The sequence below is a fragment of the Ruficoccus sp. ZRK36 genome (assembly GCF_019603315.1).
Taxonomy (GTDB): domain Bacteria; phylum Verrucomicrobiota; class Verrucomicrobiia; order Opitutales; family Cerasicoccaceae; genus Ruficoccus.
In genome coordinates, this window is record NZ_CP080649.1 from 2198696 (window position 1) to 2217372 (window position 18677).

General features: G+C 53.0%; 14 protein-coding genes. 7 read left to right on the plus strand and 7 right to left on the minus strand.

Going from position 1 to position 18677, the window contains the following annotated elements; all coding sequences use genetic code 11:
* Window positions 1-1080: 1080 nt before the first annotated feature.
* From K0V07_RS09635 to K0V07_RS09650, 4 genes are all read right to left on the minus strand, one after another.
* Complete coding sequence (locus tag K0V07_RS09635) at window positions 1081-2001, minus strand: KOW motif-containing protein (RefSeq protein WP_220621174.1); 921 nt, start codon at window positions 1999-2001, stop codon at window positions 1081-1083.
* Window positions 2002-2311: 310 nt separating this feature from the next.
* Entirely contained in the window at window positions 2312-8536 is a 6225-nt protein-coding gene (locus K0V07_RS09640) for an RHS repeat-associated core domain-containing protein (RefSeq protein ID WP_220621175.1), read from the minus strand.
* Between the two features lie 20 nt (window positions 8537-8556).
* Window positions 8557-9222 (minus strand): hypothetical protein, encoded by a 666-nt coding sequence (locus K0V07_RS09645; protein WP_220621176.1) that lies wholly within the window; start codon window positions 9220-9222, stop codon window positions 8557-8559.
* Window positions 9223-9234: 12 nt separating this feature from the next.
* Window positions 9235-10080, minus strand: coding sequence for a hypothetical protein (locus K0V07_RS09650; protein WP_220621177.1), 846 nt, complete (start codon window positions 10078-10080; stop codon window positions 9235-9237).
* Window positions 10081-10283: 203 nt separating this feature from the next.
* Between K0V07_RS09650 and K0V07_RS09655 the strand changes: the two genes are divergently transcribed.
* On the plus strand, window positions 10284-10535 hold the full coding sequence (locus tag K0V07_RS09655; protein ID WP_220621178.1) for a helix-turn-helix transcriptional regulator: 252 nt from the start codon (window positions 10284-10286) through the stop codon (window positions 10533-10535).
* A 280-nt stretch (window positions 10536-10815) separates the two neighbouring features.
* Entirely contained in the window at window positions 10816-11103 is a 288-nt protein-coding gene (locus K0V07_RS09660; RefSeq protein ID WP_220621179.1) for a helix-turn-helix transcriptional regulator, read from the plus strand.
* A 91-nt stretch (window positions 11104-11194) separates the two neighbouring features.
* Here K0V07_RS09660 and K0V07_RS09665 read toward each other — a convergent pair whose 3' ends face one another.
* The 3 genes from K0V07_RS09665 to K0V07_RS09675 are packed head-to-tail and all read right to left on the minus strand — an operon-like array spanning window position 11195 to window position 14852.
* The gene (locus K0V07_RS09665) at window positions 11195-13135 is read right to left on the minus strand and encodes a DUF3732 domain-containing protein (protein WP_220621180.1); all 1941 of its coding nucleotides are present in this window, start codon (window positions 13133-13135) and stop codon (window positions 11195-11197) included.
* Window positions 13132-13638: a three component ABC system middle component gene (locus K0V07_RS09670; protein WP_220621181.1), complete on the minus strand. Its 507-nt coding sequence runs from the start codon at window positions 13636-13638 to the stop codon at window positions 13132-13134. The genes K0V07_RS09665 and K0V07_RS09670 overlap by 4 nt, the downstream gene beginning before the upstream one ends.
* Window positions 13635-14852 carry an ABC-three component system protein gene (locus K0V07_RS09675; protein ID WP_220621182.1) on the minus strand — a complete coding sequence of 406 codons (1218 nt, stop codon included), beginning with the start codon at window positions 14850-14852 and terminating at the stop codon, window positions 13635-13637. Before K0V07_RS09675 ends, K0V07_RS09670 begins: the two co-directional genes overlap by 4 nt.
* A 206-nt stretch (window positions 14853-15058) precedes the next feature.
* Here K0V07_RS09675 and K0V07_RS09680 point away from each other — a divergent pair, with 206 nt between their 5' ends.
* The 5 genes from K0V07_RS09680 to K0V07_RS09700 all read left to right on the plus strand — a co-directional run bounded on the left by K0V07_RS09680 (window position 15059) and on the right by K0V07_RS09700 (window position 18676).
* Window positions 15059-16198 (plus strand): hypothetical protein, encoded by a 1140-nt coding sequence (locus K0V07_RS09680; RefSeq protein WP_220621183.1) that lies wholly within the window; start codon window positions 15059-15061, stop codon window positions 16196-16198.
* A gap of 207 nt (window positions 16199-16405) precedes the next feature.
* Window positions 16406-16720, plus strand: a complete 315-nt coding sequence (locus tag K0V07_RS09685) for a helix-turn-helix domain-containing protein (protein ID WP_220621184.1) — start codon at window positions 16406-16408, stop codon at window positions 16718-16720.
* Window positions 16717-17112, plus strand: coding sequence for a VRR-NUC domain-containing protein (locus K0V07_RS09690; protein WP_220621185.1), 396 nt, complete (start codon window positions 16717-16719; stop codon window positions 17110-17112). The genes K0V07_RS09685 and K0V07_RS09690 overlap by 4 nt, the downstream gene beginning before the upstream one ends.
* Window positions 17113-17129: 17 nt before the next feature.
* Complete coding sequence (locus K0V07_RS09695) at window positions 17130-18155, plus strand: ATP-binding protein (protein ID WP_220621186.1); 1026 nt, start codon at window positions 17130-17132, stop codon at window positions 18153-18155.
* Entirely contained in the window at window positions 18152-18676 is a 525-nt protein-coding gene (locus K0V07_RS09700; protein WP_220621187.1) for a siphovirus Gp157 family protein, read from the plus strand. Before K0V07_RS09695 ends, K0V07_RS09700 begins: the two co-directional genes overlap by 4 nt.
* Window position 18677: the final 1 nt, after the last annotated feature.

Genomic DNA, 18677 nt, shown 5'->3' on the forward strand with positions numbered 1-18677 from the left:
GAAATACGAACAGCTTTGGAGCGATTTATCCCTTCAGAGCAGGATGTAAATCCAAGAAAGCCCTTCGACAGGCTCAGGGCATTGCTTCGCCATCTACACTTCGTTCCGTTGACGCGTTTGATCCCTTCGGGCAGTTCCATGCAAGTGTTGCAAACTTCACGTTGTGGGCCTGCCATGAGCAAGCGCAGCGCGTCGAATGGCGGAGAGGGAGGGACTCGGATAATAATCCCTAACTCATTCATAGTTAATATACTTAGACTTTGATGGCCCCGGAGTCAAGGTATAATTAAGGTCTTTGAGTTGAGGCGAGTTGTACCCAGTGGCATGAGGGGTATGCTTATAATCTCGTCGATGCTCTGGCTAAGTCGTCAATTGGCCTAGCTTTCCGAGTCGAACGTTGCAGAACTTGCCAACAGCAACGGAGTTGTTGATCTCTAGAATCCATCCTATCATGGCTCTCTTAACCTCCCGATGCACGATGGTCGCGACCTTGGTCCCGTTTGTGAAATGAATAGTGACTTTTCTCGAATGCTCCTTTGTTTGCAGCCAATAGACGGATTCAGGCTGATTTATCGCCTTCTCAATGTAATAATGCTGTCGGCCTGCTTTATAGAAACGCATCCCTACCAGCGCCAGGAGAACCAACGACGCAGGTATCCAAATTCGCCCTTCGGGAAGAACGCATAGAAATGCGCTCAGCGTTACACTGGTTAAGAACGTACACAAATAAGCCCGGTTTTCTGCTCTAAACCTCCGCGTCATTGTCTGGAAAATATTATCCATTGTGAACTCACATTCTTACTCCCATGAGATGGTTTTCAACGTTTTTTGGCTGATGAGTGAGTCAGCTAAACCCTAGATGAAGGACAAAAGAGGAACCAGCGAACTAATGTAGCACCGATTAAAGACGGTAAATGTCATTTGGGTCCCAATGAAATAGCCTATCGTGATATTGAGGAAATTCCTCAGAATTATATCCGACGTTGCTTGATCCATCTGCATAATGCTCAGGAGCAAGAGAAGAATCAACAATCCGCCCACATAACATGCTACCCCTTTAAGCTTTCTGATTTCCATGTACTATCTGCTCTTTCGCTTGATGATCTGGACATATGAATAAACGTCGTCGGCCTCTTTCCATTCTTTTAGACCAATCGCTATCCTGACTTGGTTTCTAGTGGGCCATTCTTCATAAATTTCACCGGTCTTTCCTGCGTTTTTCCCACGGATGATCTGTACTATATCCCCCTTGTGAAATGGCCCCCCATTGCACTTTGCGCAAATACGGAAAAGGATATGTAACAACAGGCAGGTAACCATCGTTCCACCGCCCGCAGAAACAGGAATCAAGACAATGAGATGCCCCCATTGGGGATAGGCTGGATAGGCAAGGAGTATTGCAATTAGCAGAGCAGTACAAAGGAACAGCGCCGTCCACGCTACTTCAATGGCAAAGAATTTTTGGATAAGATTGGGCTTCCTGAGAGAAATGCCGGTCGTCTCAACACGTGAAAAGTTCGGCGGACGTGGTGGTTCCACCTTTTTGAATATGGCGATGTGCCTGCCTATTTTTTTGTCGCTCCACCAATCCTGCACTTCTGGAAACAGGCTCATGAGTTCATCCACCGTAGAATCCTCGTTGTTTTTTTGGGGAATAATTCGCCTTAGCAGGCTACCGCCTCTACCAAAGTAGGCCAACATTGCTCCGCTCAGGAGCCTTCCCCTTGATAGGACAAAGTGGTCCGGTAATATTGTGTCGGCAGAAAAGTGCTTACTGCCCCAATCCACTCCCGCTTGGGGGACTTCCGCGAATTCCAAGGTGAATCTTTTGTTTTTGTGGACGTTTCCAAATATGGCAAAAATATGTGTTTTATCTAAAACGCTTCTCCTGAAGGAGATTACATTTTTACAAGATGAAGAATCTCGCACAAATCCCAGGCTTTGCACGTAGGGATAAAAGCGTTCTTCCAAGCACGCTAACAAGCTCTTTTGGCTATTCACGGGGGACTACATATGCGTTTCTCAGAATCGTATGCATCAATGGTTTTTTTTGTGAAAACATAAATCCATTGGTTGGTATTTAACCGATTGGACTTCCACTGATATATCTATTTGCCGTTCTTTTTACCTATTTCTATTATTGCAAGAAAAAGGATTACGACAATCGAGATTCCAAATACTCCTAGAAAAATACTCCCAATCAGGTTTAATGTCTCACTGTGCGTGAAGTAGCTAACGACTAAAAGAAGTATGGATATTCCAAGGAGTGATCCAAGAATTTTTGGAACTAGACCCATTATAAGTTACCTTTTTATTTGAAAGATTCAATAAACCTTGAGCCTGTAAACATTGCGTCAAGCCCATAAAAAACAGACTGTCCATAGTTTAAACCAGTTCTTGCAAGATTTCCCGTAGCAAGATTAAGGGAACCGGCTGCGGTGTAAGCTTGACCTGTTATTGATTGCCAAGTTGTAAATGGTCCAACCGCTCTGACGGCTGTAAACGAATCGGCGGCAGTTGCGGGTATCTGCACGGCAGAATAATTGCCAGGATTCAAGCCCGTTCGAAGAGTGACCCCGATTCCACTGGCTGAAGCGTTAGCAACTGGTCCCGCATAATTCCCTGAACTACTTACAAGTCGCTGGGTCTGATTAATTGTTAAAGCCGTTGCATCATCCGTCAGGTGAACCAACCCTTGTGTGCGGGAAAGCGAACTTGCCATCGACCCCGCTCCAAAAGTTCCGACGACACTAATGCCGGTATCCAGAAGGTTAGCACTATTACGACTTAACCCGGCAGCCTGTAAACTCGTTGAGGTTAGCGTATCGGTTTGTTCTCCGCTGATAGCCTGACGAATGCCCGCCTGAAAAGTATCTAGTCCGTGCACTGCAACTGCTCCACCTGCAATAGCGCCAACGCCAGTCCAACTTGTAGCTGCCCCTAATGCTACACCAGCAGCCACCTCTACGGCGCCTCCAATAGCTTTCAGAACACCGAAGGTTTGATTCCAACTCCACAGGCCAAAGGGGTCCGTATTGGAAATCGGATTCCCGTCCGCATAGGCATACCAGTTCATGCCTCCCGAGAACCCAATCGGGTCGGGATTAATGAAGCGGCGCAGATGCGGGTTGTAATAGCGCGAGCGCATGAAAAGCAGGCCGGTATCATCAGTCATCACACCGAACTTGCCATTGTAGAGGAACGGGGTGTCGGTGGTACCCTCCCGCTTGGTCGTGATGCCATAAGGCGAGTATTCCACCCGGTCCGTTATCTCCAGTCCGTCATCGGCGACGATGGCAACAGTGCTGCCCCGGTTGTCGAAATGGTAGGTCTTGATTTCCTCGGCCTCGGATACTTCGTAAAGCAGGCCGGAGCCATAAACGTAGTAGGTGGTTCCTTCCGGTGTAGTCCGCATGAGCGTGCGGGAAAGCGCGGCATTGGCATCGACGACATAGGTTGTCGTTTCCCCCTGATAGGTACTGGCGATCCGGTTGCCTTCGGCGTCATACGTGTACACGTGACCATCGACTTCGGTCAGCCTGTTGCGGGCGTCGAAGGAATAGCTGACCAAGGTGTCATCCATGAGCGGCCCGCTGGTCATATTGCCATCGAGGTCGTAGGCCAGCGTGAGCCCGTTGAAAACTGAAATCCGGTTGTCCTGGTCGTAAGTGGCGCTGGCGGTCGGCAGATTGAGCGTTTCCGAGATGGGAGCCTTGAACTCGCCCGTGACTTGGCCCGCATCGTCATATTGCAGTATCGTCAGGGCAAACAGGTGGTCATTGGCCTTGCGTTCCTCCATTCGCGTAACGCGGTCGGCATCGTCATAGACGATATGGCGACTGGTCCCATTTGGAAGATCGACCTGCGCCAGGCGTCCGGTCAGGTCATAGGTGTACGTGGTGAGGCGGTTCTGCCAGTCTGTTACCGTCTTTAGCTGATTCCTTTCATTATAGGTATAGGTCACCGTTTTGTTGCCCGGATAGGTCAATGAAGTCAGGTTGCCGTTATCGTCATATCCGTAGCCAATGGTGTTGTCTTCGCTGTCGGTATAGCTGGTGATACGGTTCAGATCATCGAAAACACGTGTGATGGATGCTCCATTTTCAGTAACCGTTTCAACGTTCCCCTCACTATCCAGCGTGTAGCTGGTTGTAGCAACGGGGTCGGTCTTGGTATCCACGCGCCCGCGTTCGTCGTAGGAAAAGGTCGTGGTCTGGCCGGAAGGCTCCTCAATGCTCGCCAGCAATCCCCGGTCATTCCAGATTTGCGTGGTTGTCCGATTGGTCGGGGTCGCAGTCGTCAACAAGCGGTTGTTCGGATCGTAAGTGAACGAGAACGTCGCGTTGCGCCGATTGAGAATGCTGGTTTGATTGCCGTTTTCATCATACCCATAAGTAATAACCTTGTCGTTGGCATCTGTCAGCGTGGTGCGGTTGCCCCTGGCATCATACCCGTAGCCGGTGTCGTATTCCAGCGGGTTGATGCTGGCGGACACACGCCCGTTTGCGTCGAACTGTGTCTGCGCGGTTTCATCGAGTGGATTGGTCGCGGCAATGACCCGTCCGGCAGCATCATAGGTGAAGGTAGTGGTACGGTCCAGCGAATCGGTGGTCGTTTCCAGCCAGTCCCGCGAGTCATACGTGTTGGTAATGATGGCGGCTCCGGCGTCTGTAGTCGGGAGCGTCGTGGTCAACAGTTTTCCGCTGGCACTGTAGGTGTAGCTGGTGACGTTGCCGTTGGAGTCCTGTTCAGAGGCCAAGTTTCCACACCCGTCGTAGGTATTGACTGACGTTGTCGTGTCGGAATAGGTCGTGACAAGCATCTGGCGGCGATTGTTGTAAGTAAAGGTCGTCGTGAAGTTACGAGAGTTGGTATGAGACAGCAGATCGCCTCGGGCATTGTAGATGAAGGTTTCGAAATCATCATTGGGATAGTCGATCCGATTGATGTTTCCGTAAGCATCGTAGGAATACGTCGTGGTGTTGTCGTCAGCGTCCGTAACGGTTTCCAGGTTCCCGTTGGCATCGTAGGTATTGGTCTGGACGACGATGTTTTTGGCATCTGTCACGGTGAGCACCTGATCCTTGTCGTTGTAGGTGTAACTCATCGTGTTGCCCCGGAAATCCGTCGCGCTCTGGAGCCGAAACTCGCCGTCATAGATGTTGGAAGCAACGTTGGTTAAAGGATCAGTGGTTTCGGTCAAGTTGTTGTCCGCGTCGTAAAGGTAAGTCGTCGTTTCCTCCAGCGGGGAGGTACGTTCGACGATATGATCCTGCCCGTCATAGGTGCGCCAATCGGCTTGCCCGAGTGCGTTCTCAACGGACACGGCACGGCCCCGATCATCGTAATGATAGGCGATGTAGCCGCCTTGAGGGTCCACCTCCCAGTTCACGTAGCCGCTGTAGTAGAAATTCCAGGCCATGCTGGGATCGCCCTTATTCTTCTGGATGGAAACACGACTGCGGGCGTCATACTCGTTCTGAGCGATCACCCGGCTCAAGGGGTCACGCAACTCCGTCATCCGGTGCTCGGTATCATAGACATACACCCAATCGTGGGCATCGGCATCCGTGACCGTGACCAAGTCGTCATCCGTATAGGCGTAGTTCACTTCCCGGCCTGTGCTGTCAGAGACACGGGTAATCTTATCCCCGCTCCAAGTCAGCGAGAGTGTGCGGTTGTAGGCATCCGTGACGGTGGTGAGACGGTCATCGGCGTAGGTGAAGCTCAGGGTCTTGCCATACTGATCGCTGATGGTGGAAAGGCGGTTGTCAGCGTTGAACGTATAGGTATTGCCGTTGCGTTCAGTCAGGACGAACGGGTTTTCCCCATCCTTGGTCAGCGAAAGGGTGATCCCTGCGGGCGGAAGGTATTCGCCATCGGGCATCCGCACAAACTCGATGCTCTGTCCACCCATCGTGACAGAGGCGCTGTTGTAGGAAAGCTGATCCACGGCCCATTTGGCGGCAAGGCTGGCGGTCAGCCATTCTTTCGGCGTGGTATGGTCGGTGTATAAATCGACAACGGCGACCACAGCCGCCAGATACGGGGCGGCCTGGTAATGTGTGGTGCTGCCGAGGGAAGCTCGCGGAGCGCTGCGCTCGGTAATGTAGGCGTCGAGATTGTGGGTCCAGCCGTACCCCAGTCCCGCCGACATATCGTAGCGACGGTTGGAATTGTAGCTGCGGGAGAAAACAAGTCCCCGAGGCGCGGACTGCCCCAACTGCAAATCCACTTTGTCCAGCATATAGGCCCCGCTCGCCATATCCACGGGCTCGCGACTGCTATTCTGAGGCGTGGTGACAGGATCACTCACGTAGAAAATATCGGAGGAACCCGTGTCCAGGTAGCCAGACTCGTAGTAGAAATTATCGTAGTACAGGTCGTAGTCGAAATCCATGTCAATGGTGTTATAGCCACCATTGAGGCTGTTGATTTTCATGACGTTTCCGTCAGCCTTCATGATGGCGTAAGCGTAGCCGGTCCATTGGTTCAGCGTGATGGAAGCATCGGCGGGGATCAGGACAATTCCATCCGCACTGGTGACAGCCGTATTGATTTCCGAGGTAACGGAGGCCGGATAGCCCGCGCTTTGAAGCGTGCTCTGCAAGGAGCCGTTCCAATTGCTGCTGTCGATGCGGTAGATCGGAATATTCTGCTCGTTGGCGAGGTGAAGCACCTTGATGGTGGAAACGGCCTCATCGCCGGGAGTCTGCGATTGCTCCAAAATGCCATGCTCAAGGGCGCTGTCAAAAAGCGCAGTCACATGGTTGGAAGTGAGCCGGTCTGCCTCGTTGGTCTTAAAGGACTCGGGACCTGCGGCTTGGAGGAACATATCCACATAATAGCTCTCCTCCTGGGCGACCCTGCCAAAACGGTGAAACGCCATTGGGATAACCCCGAACTGGCTGTTCACGAATTCGTCGCTCATCCGTGTTTGTTCCATGAACGAGGCACCGGTGATATTGAGCAGTTCTGTCCGCACGCGCCAATCGGTCGCGTCAGCCCCGCCCTGAATATACCCCTGCAAGATGTCCTGCCGTTTACGGATCAGGCGCGGCCCGGCCCGGAAGCTGTAGGGAAAGGCATAGGCGTTGGTGTCGTCCTTGGCGTAGCGCGTGACCACGGGCGTACCCGTATCGTTCAAGCCGGTGTCGATAAAATTGCCCACCGCGTCGAATTCGCCGTGGGGTTGATTCACACTCAGGGCAATATCCACCGTTGCGCCAGAAACGCTGACACTGGCAAGGCTGGCTTCATCCAGGCAAAAGTTCGCCTGATTGCCATCGAACCACAGGGAGAGCTTCTGCCCCTGCAAGGAGTTAAGCCGGATGTCACTGTTGGTATAGCCTACGCTCGTGAACTGGCCGGTCGAGTAATTGTACTGGCCGATGGTCACAATCAGCTTGGGCGTCCATTGTGCCGGAATGGTGGTCCATGTCGTCGTCGTCAGCCACGGAAGGCTGGTCAGGTAATCAACACCTTGAGTGAGTGAATAATAGTCCAGAGACGGAACAGTCAGGGGGATGTTGCGCGAGCGGCCCATGATCTCCTCGAAGGACTTGCCGGGATGATTGGTTTTCAGCCATTGAAGCAGGTTCGAGGTATAGCCGGTGAGCTCCTGCCCGATGTTGGTTTCACTCAGTCCGGTAATGGTGCTTCCCGACGCCGTTCCACCCGCCGCTGTCAGCAGTGCGGCGCGGTTGTATTGCGTGGCGGCTTTCAGGTCAATCGCTGTGCCCACTGCCTCTTGAGGCTTAAAGCACGGGTCCAATTCGTAGGGAGTCCCGTCCACGGTGACTTCGACCCAGACGTGAGGCATATCCCAGTACAGCCCATAGCCGAAGGCACTCTCAAAGGCCGGATAACCCCGGAAGATGGAGAAATTGATGCGGTTGAGAATAAACCGCCAATCATAGACATCGGTGGGGTTATTGGGGTCCCAACCTGCCGGGATGCCATACTCCGCAACGAGTTGCGCATTTGTATATTGGTCGAAAGGAAGATCCGGCCCGCCATAAAGGGCCAGTCCCTGCCAGGCTTCAAGATCCCCGTCATACACCCTTCTCACGCCGTAGCGGTAGTTGGCGGTGTAGCCTGATTCGCGCAATAGCGCAATCATCAGCGAGGAAGTATCAAAGCAGTTCCCGCTGCCCTCCAGCAGTGTCAATGTCGCTCCTTTATACGAGCCCCAATAGTGCTCATACTCGATGCGGTTCAGGCAATAATCGTAAATTTTCAGGGCGTCATACTGCAACCCCTTGGCCAATTCCTGAATCTCGGGCGTGATCGCCTCGGGAGCAAAGCCGATTCCGTTCGAGGCCGGAGTGACCGATGCAAGCTGCATCTGCGGGCTGGCAAGAGCCGCCATCGCCTGAACTTCTTCCGGGGAAGGCGGGTTGATGAAGTGCCGTTCGACAAAATCTTTCAGACGGCCCTCCTTGTCGGTGATGGCCCAGGCCGGAGTTTCTGAGGCGTGACTGATGGCCTGGCCGCACAGGAGCAAACCAGCGGTAACGAATAGCTTGAAATTCATCTTGGCTCAATTTGAGGAGTTCAATCAACGAGGGTGATATTGCCTTCCTCATCCAAGGTGTAGGCGATGGCGTTCTGGTTGCCCGAGACGTTGGTCAAACGTCCGAGGGCGTCATACGTGTAAATGAGGGTCGCGTCGCTTTCGTCCTCGTTGGGATCGAGGCCCAGTTGTGACTCTTCAAGATTGTCGGTCAAGTCGCCATCCCCGTTGCCCTCCGGGTCCACTCCCAGATGGCCAAAAAAGTGCATCTGCCACGGGTCAGACAAACCGCTGCCGTCGGTATCCACGCGAATGAAGGGGTTAAAGCCCAAGTCCATCTGAATCCAGTTGGGGACGCCCGACTCTGAAAAGTCCGCAGACAGCAACTCGGATTCAATATCGTCCTCCATTTCGAGGCGGTAAAAAATCATCTGATTTACGTTGTTTTCAATGTCCACACCTTCGAGGCCGTCCTGCCCCTTGACCCCATACGGGAAGCGGGTCCAACTGCCGCTGGTCAGCGATTCACGCATTTGGACAAAATAATAGAGGTTTGGCTTTCCGTACCATTTCAGGGAGAAGGGGTACGTTGGGTTGGCCACGGCGTCGTAGGTCAGGCGCAGCCCCTCGTTGGGGTCGGTGGCGGTCTGGGCGCAGAGGGCGGCTCCGCTCAGCAGGGCCGCCAAACAGGAGAGACGAATCTTCATGGTTGGTAGAGATTAGCGGTTCTGGAGCGATTTACTCTCGGGCGACGGACTGAAATTGATGATCGTGTCCTGCGGTTGGGGAGGATTGGCCGCATCATAGCGGGCCTGTGCTTCTCTGATGGCTTCCGCCCGTTGATAGGCGACAATCATTTCCGGTTCATGCTGGGCATAATAGCTCAACATGGTGTCGATGAGCCCATAAGCGGAATCGTCCCCGGACATCTGATCTTCCAAGACGAGGTATTCGATGCCTTCACCGGAAAAGCTTTCTGCCCCTGGCACCCAAGGACCGGAATCCGTGCGCGTGCCCGCACCGGCAGACAGAAAAACCGAGTAATGGGCACTGTCGGTGACAAATTCGGCCAAGCCTTGGAAATACCGGAAATCCACGTTAGCATAGGCCACGTACTCCTTGCCCTCATATTGCCAGCGCAGTTCGCTGACCGGGCTCGGCCCCTCAAACACTGTGGCTGACAAAAAGGTCGAAAAACTCTCCTTGGCGTCTGCCGGTTGATGCAGTTGGGTGATTTCTGCTTCGGATAGCGCGGGAGAGGCTTTGGCTGTACTCGCTGCGGTAGTCCTTGCAGTCAGTGCAACTTGGCCGGAGCCAGGCACAACCCGGTTGAAAATCACCTTTCGGTCGCCCAAATCGGCCTCAAAGGACTCGATCACGGTGGCCGATTCCAGCGCGGACACTTTGGCCTGCCGCTGCTGCTCCTTTTCAGCCATTTGCTGGCGGACGATGGCGTCGGCCTCGGTGGGGGTGAGCGGGTTGGCAACGGTCTGTTCCTGCCCTGTGCAGGGAAGTGCTGCCATCGCGCATAAGAGAATAAGTAGAGATGTATAATTATTACTCATACACGTAAATAGCTAACACTTGATACGTCACACAAAGAAAGGAGTCTAGAGAATTCTTGGTAAATAATTTGTCACGATTGAGCAGTCGCAACACGACGGATTAACACCGTCTCGGGGTATCTGTCTCCGAAAATAAAAAGTCAACGATAAACCACACCGGTAGGGTCGCTCGTTTACGCCAATTTTGTTATCATCACTGGCTTATGCCCGGACGGCGCACACCACGTGGAGTAAGAAGCCCTTTTGCCATTGCACTTGGAAAGGTTGTCCGCGATTGCCGGGTCGAACGTGGCATTTCCTCGCAGGAACACCTGGCCGAGTTAAGCGGGCTCAGCAAAAACAACATCGGGTGTATTGAGCGCGGCGAAGTTGATACGACCTTGGATTCGTTGCGGCGCATTGCCAAGGCTTTCGGGGTGAATGCCTCAGATTTGTTGCGGATGGCAGGCTCATAAGTGGAAACTCAACGGCCACGCCTTATCCTAACGATTCTTCCACTCCCCCGAGACATCCAACAATCTCAGGGTATTCCTGCCGGCAGGAATACCCTTTGGGGGAAAGTAATTGGGCAAGGATGCACTACTCCCAGTGACATCCTTGCCCACCGCACGCGTAGCGGAGAAACGGGCGTCAACCGTTTCAAGGTCAGCAATGCCTAATTACTGTCGGGGCTGGACGTAATCACCTTCTGAAGGCGGTGTCTAGGAAATTCGTTCACGGGTATGATAGACGACCTTGCAAGACCATCACCAAGCACTCATCAAACGGCTGCGCGAACTGCGTGAGGACGCCGCCTTGACCCAAGAAACCGTCGCGGAACTGGCTGGAATCAGTTACAAGCACTACCAATCGCTGGAGGCAGGAAGAAAGCCGGATGTGCGCTTGACCACCCTGTGCATGATTGCCGCCGCCTACGGGCTGGAGCCTTGGGAATTGCTCTACTCGCAAAAGCCCGTCCTGTCTCCGAAATTCCAGCGGGGAACCCGGCATCTGAAGCGCAAACGCGCCAAGTCCGGCTCGTAGGCTGCGTGGGGCTTGGCCCCGTCCCTACTCCCGGCCCGGAAGCATATCTTTTTATTTGGTTCAGATTCCCCCTTAACGCTTCAAGCGGTAATTATAATGCCGTAGGCCAATTATCTGGAACAAGCTTCAAGCCGCCACGCCATCTCTCTCTGACTTCATTTTGGTACCAGTCCTCGTTTATGTCAGCATGCTCGGTTATTATTATTTGAAAATCAGGCGAGAGGTCTTGGACAGCTTTAAAGACCATTTCGAACATGCGCCGGAGTTCCTGCCGATCATCATCTTTCAGATCGTCTATTGAGCCGTCCCCGGTCGGTTCTGGTGGGAAATAAACCTGCGAAGGTTGATCTAAAAACAGGAATCTTGGTACTGGGCGAGACTGCCGTGAGAACCACTTGTGTAAAGCTAAATGACCAATCAAATGGTAACCTACCCAATTTTCACCGCTCCCCATCCTGCTCATGGGGATTAACCCACTGGGAGTTGCGGCCACGATGGTGAGTTTCTTCAACTGAAAGCGTAAGGGGTATTTGGAATGCTCTAAGTCTAGATGTTTGGCCCACTCGGACATTTCAATGCTCAACAAGGCTACGATTGAGTCTAGCTTATCCTGAATAACCTCAGCAGATAGCTCTTCTTCCAACTTAGATATTTGGTCGGATAATTGCTTTAACCTATCTTCTAATTCTTGTGTCCCTGGAAACTCAGGTACGCTTTCCAAAAATAAACTAATTCTTCCAATTACGTGGGATTTTTTTGCTGCATCATCCTTCAATAGCTGAAGCCTTTCATCGGCTTCCCTGACAGCATTCATTGCATCCCGATTCTCTTGTAGTTTTTGTTGAATAGAGATTAACTTTTCTTTGAGTTCCGATATGGCTTTCTCAACGTGGGGTGCGGTTCTGGACACCTGCTCAAGTTGAGCATTTATGCTCTCAAGCGAAGTCTGAATATCCTTTGCATCGAGTAATTCGCCTTCACTTTCTAAATTGTGAGAGCATAGCGGGCATTTGTGTATATGGCTGTCATCAAATATACCTATGCTTATAAGTCGTGCCTTATGCTCTTTTGCCTCTACTTTAAATCCGGCTTCGGCACTTTCCAATGACCGAGCTGCCGAAATCTGGTTTTGAATGTGTCTTTGCTCTGTGAGCAGTTGCTCACGCATCTCAGATAACCTATCGTATTCTTCAGATCCAGAATCTGGTTCTTCGATTTGCGCTATGGGTGTGGAAGCTATCTCTTTTAGCTTCTGAACTATCGATTCCCATTCGTCGCCTGTACTGGCATAGCTAAGGCCTACATCCCTGGCTTGAGACAATAGGCTGCCCGCTTTTCCTGTCCCAGTACCACGTATGGAGAGTATTTCGTTAACTTTCCTCTCTGCGGCTCTATGCTCAGCTCGCAATTCTCTGAGTTTTTCTTGTTTCCTGATGTAATCGTCCTCTACGGCTCCTAGAAAATAAGGTAGCGTATCCACTAAGCTTTGAGCTTTCCAATTGTCATCGCTCATATGGAACAGTTGATTCCTGCGTATGATTTCATCTTGAGGTTGAAAACATAGCATTAAACCGTGCCGAATATTGGCTGCCAGGGGTAAACGGGTCTGGCCTTCGGGAGGAATGTGCAGGTTCTCGGATATTCCAGTCCAGCCAGATGCAGTGGCAACCAGTCCTTTTGAATTAGTATTTTGTTTGAGAGAATCCAGGCGTGGGAATTCAACTTCGTGTCCCAAAGAAATATAACATTCTTCTGAAGAATCTGAACCTCGATTTGGACACTTCCGAGCAACAAAGGCTTGGCCCTCCGACAATTTCAACTTGATTCCAAACCACGCCACTGAATTGCGGATTATTCCATCGGGAACACGACATGTGCCACTTCCTAGGCAATAATCGACAATGTCTATTAGCGCCGATTTTCCTGTCTTCGACGCACCGGTAATCACGTTCACCCTGCCGGGTTCAAACGTTAAGACACGCGTTCTTCCATCGTGCGAATATAAGATGATGTTCAGTATTTGAATACTCATGGCCTAACTCCAAGCAAAGTAAATATAGTTTCTGGGTTGCCAGTGTGAGCGAACCAGCGACCAATAAATTCAGCTTTTTTTGCGCATTCCCTTACTTCATCGGATGTCTCTCTGAGGAACTTGTTGATGTTAGATTTTAGTGCTTCAATGATAATAATTTCGTTGTTCTCAATCGAGAATAGATTCTTTTGACCGCCAAACGATATGGCCTCTTTTGTGTGCGGGACAAGGGACCTACAACGAGAAGGGAAGCTGGCAACTATTAGCGGTTCTGAGTCAATCCATATAGGCATAGATGTTGTAATTACCTTTGGAATCGAAATCCTCGTTTTTTCGTGCAGCACCAGCGGAAGAATCAAAAATGCTTCTATCAGAGAAAGTGAATTTCTTGGACTGGATGCCTTGCTTGCAGCACCCCGAGCAGCATGCCATAACAAGACAGAGCAAAATGCGGGATTGAGCAGGTTCCGCTCTTCGTAGGGTCGATGAGTCCAAGAGTTCATCTCGCACCTCCTTCCAGCAAGTGGGCGAGGCGCTGTCTAAAGTCAGGATGCCAGCCTATTTTTAGTTCATTCGAAAGTATATGCAGGGAACCGCGCGTAATGAATGGTTCCGTTACATTGGGGCGTATCCGCGCATTCACATTTGCAATTTCAACCCAATCTAGCACCTCTTTTGCAGCCGTTTGTTTGTCTTCATCCGTTGCTTCGTGTCCAATTCGGTCCTCAATGCGTGAAAAGACGAGCTCCCATTCTTCGGTTAATGACTTCTCATATTGGCTTAAGTCACCCACAAACAATAGGTCTTGACGTTGCCATCGTGACCTTTGTTCAAAGGCTCGATAATAGTCACGGATTGCAGCAGCTATGCGCTTCTTATGGGTTGTTGCTAAATGTATCTGCTGAACAAATGGAAGAGATTGATGTGCTTCAGCAGTTTTTCCATCCAACTCATAATTTAGTAGGTCATCCGATATAGGAAGAGAGTCTTGCTTGAATTGGTCACGAAGATCAGACATCTGGGCTTCAATCTCTTCAGATAAAATACGGTCTTGAGAATTAATATTTTGCAGTTGGTGTAGAGCGCGTCGATACCACCAGCCTTCAAGATACTCCAAGAAAGTAGTTTGATGTTCTCTGGACGCAGCATGAAAAATCTCTTTTTTCAGCAGTGCATCTAGATCGTTAATCCCAGGTGAGTTATCTATTATTATGATACGATCGACTAGTTTTTTCCGGTCTTCGTAGGAGATTCCCAGATATGCTTTGTAAGCTTCAGCGTTGCTACTGCTCGTAGATGTTTGCGCAACATTATTCAACTTTGTAACTGCGGCATCTATGTCACGATCTTCTTGTTTTTGTTTCAAGTAAGCAGCGATGCTCCCGGAAGATGCCTGCTCAGTGGTTACTAAATAAAGGAAGGTGCTTTCCTGAACGACATTAGAATTTGATGCTGTAAGCCATACCCGAATGGTCTTCCACAGGTCAGGAGAGGCATCTGTTAGGTTGGCGCTCCGGTTCTTGTGCAGTTTAGTTTGCAGGAGTTCGGAAGCTGTGCCCTCTTTTTCAAACGCAACATCATCGAGTGCTTCAAGGGACACTGAAAAATCGCTTTCATTTCGAAGTCTTTGCAAGCTCCATAGTAACGCACATCTGACTTGGTATAAAAAACCAAGCGCTGAATCCGGCGCAGTAAAACTGGCTAAGCTATCTGACATTCGCAGTTCCTCTGAGAACCTTTAGGGGTTGATACCGTTTGCTGGAAGACTTTACTGCTGAACGCTAGTGTCGCTTCCATTTGGCTGATTAGCAGCACGTTGCCGAATGGAGAAAGTTAAGTCAACGATGATATAATACAATCGGAGTGAATAGACCTTTATTGCTATCGGTGCGGGTGAACATTTGACACGGCCTGTTCCGGCATATGCAGGTAAAGGCGCATTATCAGGCGAAGCGCAAAAGCCCGTGGGAAGCCCGCTGGTGGATCAATGGCAGGATGAAGACGCGGTTTTTCGGCTCAGAAAGGGAGCGGGACCGCTTCATTCGTGAGTTTACCCGGCAACTGACCGAACATGGGACCGATGTCTTTTCCATCGACAAGGCGCGGGTCCGGCGTTGGCAGGAAGCCGACGAACTGACCGACAGAGCCGACCCGGTGGAAATGGCCCGCCTATGGCTGCGTGTGCAGGGGGGAGGTCCCAAGCACACGCTCGATGAAGCCATTTCGGAATACCTGGAACACCTGCGCATGGCTGGCCGGACGCAGGCATACATCGGCCATGTGAAAACCCCCCTGCTCCGGTTCGCCGCCGAGCATGGCGCCCGGAGTGTGGACGAAATCAGTACCGTCCATATCAAGGGGTATCTGGGGCAACTGCCTTTCCAGCCCATTACCGTCCGGCACGAACGCACCCACCTCGCATCGGCCTTCAAATGGTTTTACCGGCAGGAATGGATTTCTCGCAATCCGGTGGACTCTGTGGCGGTGCCTACCGTCGTCCGTGAGGAGCCGGGCATCCTGACCGTGGAGGAAACCGAACGCCTTCTGAGGGCCAGTGAAGGCGTCGATCCGGCCATCTGCGGCCTGCTGGCCCTCGGGGCCTTCGCCGGGCTGCGTTCCTCGGCCATTGAACGCGTGCGCTGGGAGGAAATCAACTTTGCCAACCGGGGCATCCTCATCCCCGCCGACAAGGCCAAGAAGCGCCGCCGCCATTACATCGAGGGCTTGCCGGAGAACCTGTGGGCCTGGCTGGAGCGTACCCCGAAGGCGGCTTTCAGGATGACGCCCCGGCAGATCGCCAAGGCGCGGGAGCGGGCTTACGTGCGGGCCGGACTCCTTGTCACCAAAGCCGCCGCCCGCAAAAAGGGCATCCCGGCGAAGTTTCCCCCGAAGAACTGTCTGCGGCACAGTTTCGTCAGCTATCATGTGGCGCTCCACCGGGACCCCGGCAAAACCGCCCTGCTGGTCAGCCACCGCAACCAGAATATCCTCTGGCAGCATTACCTGGGGTTGGCCCACCAGCACGACGCCGAACGGTATTTTTCGATTCAGCCGGTTTCATAAAGGTGTTTTCCCCACTCTCAAAAGCCCTTCCGCAGGTGCGGAGGGGCTTTTTTGTGCCCCGGTGGAGACGGCCCGAAGGACAAATGGGTTCTGTCCTTCGGACTTTTTAAAGGTTTTTTTGAATGCCTGAATCCAGTGTTTATGCGGGTTTCGGGGATTTGGCGAAGGACAGAACGAAGGACAAAAGGACATTTCGCCAAGGGGGGCGTGAGTAACGACGACACGCAAACCCGAATTGAAGCCAAGCTCGATACCCTGAGCCGACAGGTGGCCACCCTGAGCGAGCTTGTCTCTTCCCAAAGCACTCCGGCAGCCAAATGCACCCTTACGGTGGAGGAACTGGCGCACCGCTGGAGCCTGTGCCCGGAGGCCGTCCGCCGCCTGGTGCGCGACAAGCAGTTGCGCCCGCTGCGGGATTTCCGGCCTTTCCGTTTCACCCTGAAGGAGATTCTCGATTTCGAGAACAATGACGCGCCCCGGATGCGGGGGCTCGGCTCAAAGCGGAAAGGGGGCCGTAAGTGAACCGCCGCAATGAAGAACACCGTCTCCAGGTGGCTCTGTTCAAGTGGGCGAAGTACGCCAGCGCCCGGCATCCGGGCCTGAAACTGATGTTCGCCATCCCCAACGGCGGTGCCCGCGACGCCATCACCGGGGCCATGCTGAAGGCCGAGGGCGTGAAGGCGGGCGTCCCGGACATCTTCCTGCCCCTGTCGGCGGGTGGCTTCCACGGCCTGTTCATCGAATTGAAGACGGATCGGGGCCACCCCACGCCCGAACAGCGCGAATGGCTGATGCGCCTGCGTCATCGCGGTTACGCCGCCGTCCTGTGCCGGGGCCTCGATGAGGCACTTGACACCATCACCCGGTATCTGGGCGGCCAGTTGTCGCCCGAGGACACCGGACACGACCGGTAATTCAACCACCAGTAACCATGCAAGAGAACACTGCAACGGGCCTGCCGCTCATTTCCGGCAAGGTCTCAAAACCCCAGCGGGTCGTGATCTACGGCCCCGAAGGCATCGGCAAGAGCACGCTCGCCGCCGCCTTCCCCGAACCGGTCTTCCTCGACACCGAGGGCGGCACCATCCACCTGAACGTCACCCGCTTCTCCCAGCCCGAGAATTGGGAGGACATTTTGGGCCTCATTACCCAACTTGGCCAGCGTGGGCACAACTTCCAGACACTGGTCATCGACACGGTGGACTGGCTGGAACGCCTGCTCATCGAGCACATCTGCCGCAAGGCCCACAAGGACGGGATCGAAGACTTCGGGTACGGCAAGGGGTACACTTATCTCTCGGAGGAGTTCTCTCGCTTTTTGCAGTCACTCGAAGGGCTCCGGGGCCAGGGGATGCACCTGGTCATGGTGGCGCACTCCACCATTCGGAAGTTTGAGCAGCCCGACGCTGGCGGGGCCTACGACCGCTACGAGTTGAAGCTCTCCAAGCAGTGCGCTCCCCTGCTCAAGGAATGGTGCGACCTACTCCTGTTTGTGAACTACTTCACGAAGGTCACGGAAACCGATGGGCGAAAGAAGGCGGTCGGCGGCAAGGAACGCCGGATCTACACCGCTCATTGCGCGGCCTTCGACGCGAAGAACCGACACGGCCTCGACGATGTGCTCCCGATGGAGTTCGCGTCCATCGCCCATGTCTTTTCGGCCACGGACACGCAACCCGCTGCCCAGTCGCCCACATCGTCGCCTGCGAAATCTGCGGAATCTGCGAAATCGACGCCTGCCGACACCGACAAGCCCGCCACCGGTCAGCAGATCAAGAACATCCAGGCCCTTTGGAAGACGCTTGATTACGGGCAGGAGCAGATGGCCAAGCTGTTTCAGTGGCTCGACGCCGAAGCGCTGGCCGGGGCGGAAAACTGGGATGATCTCACGATGGAGCAGGCTGCCCGCGCCATCGGCTTTCTCTCGAAAAAGGCTTCGGAAGGGGGTGCGTCGTGAAGCTCTACGAAACCCTTCCCGCCATCGAAGAACTGTGGTCGCAGGTAGAGGACATCCTTACCGGTGATCGCACTGAAGGCACTGATGGCCTGCCCGTCAATGCGGACACCGCGCTGGACTGGATCGAGGAAGCCCTCTCCCGGATCGAAGACGAACGCGACCGCAAGGCCCTCAACATCGCCGCTCTCATCAAGAATTTCCGGGCACAGGCCGAGGCACTGAAAACGGAGAAGATGCGTCTGCAACGCCGCCAGCAGGCGGCGGAAAAGACCGTTGAGCGCCTGACCCAGTACCTCGGGGATTTCCTGCCGGACGGCCTCAAGCTCTCCGACGCCCGTAGCGTCATCGGCTGGCGCAAATCCGAGTCGATCAACTGCTGGAGCGATCCGGGCCTGCTCCCGGTTGAGTTCCAGCGGATGAAGGTCGAGGCCGACCTCACCGCCATCAAAACCGCCCTCAAGGCCGGGCAGGAAGTGGCCGGGGCAGAACTTCAAATCAAACAGAACATTCAAATTCGCTGAC

Bases quoted from the DNA above. Each gene is read 5' to 3' on its own strand.
- K0V07_RS09640 (WP_220621175.1), bottom strand. From the start codon at position 8,536: ATGAATTTCAAGCTATTCGTTACCGCTGGTTTGCTCCTGTGCGGCCAG.
- K0V07_RS09645 (WP_220621176.1), bottom strand. From the start codon at position 9,222: ATGAAGATTCGTCTCTCCTGTTTGGCGGCCCTGCTGAGCGGAGCCGCC.
- K0V07_RS09650 (WP_220621177.1), bottom strand. From the start codon at position 10,080: ATGAGTAATAATTATACATCTCTACTTATTCTCTTATGCGCGATGGCA.
- K0V07_RS09655 (WP_220621178.1), top strand. From the start codon at position 10,284: ATGCCCGGACGGCGCACACCACGTGGAGTAAGAAGCCCTTTTGCCATT.
- K0V07_RS09665 (WP_220621180.1), bottom strand. From the start codon at position 13,135: ATGAGTATTCAAATACTGAACATCATCTTATATTCGCACGATGGAAGA.
- K0V07_RS09670 (WP_220621181.1), bottom strand. From the start codon at position 13,638: ATGAACTCTTGGACTCATCGACCCTACGAAGAGCGGAACCTGCTCAAT.
- K0V07_RS09675 (WP_220621182.1), bottom strand. From the start codon at position 14,852: ATGTCAGATAGCTTAGCCAGTTTTACTGCGCCGGATTCAGCGCTTGGT.
- K0V07_RS09680 (WP_220621183.1), top strand. From the start codon at position 15,059: ATGCAGGTAAAGGCGCATTATCAGGCGAAGCGCAAAAGCCCGTGGGAA.
- K0V07_RS09695 (WP_220621186.1), top strand. From the start codon at position 17,130: ATGCAAGAGAACACTGCAACGGGCCTGCCGCTCATTTCCGGCAAGGTC.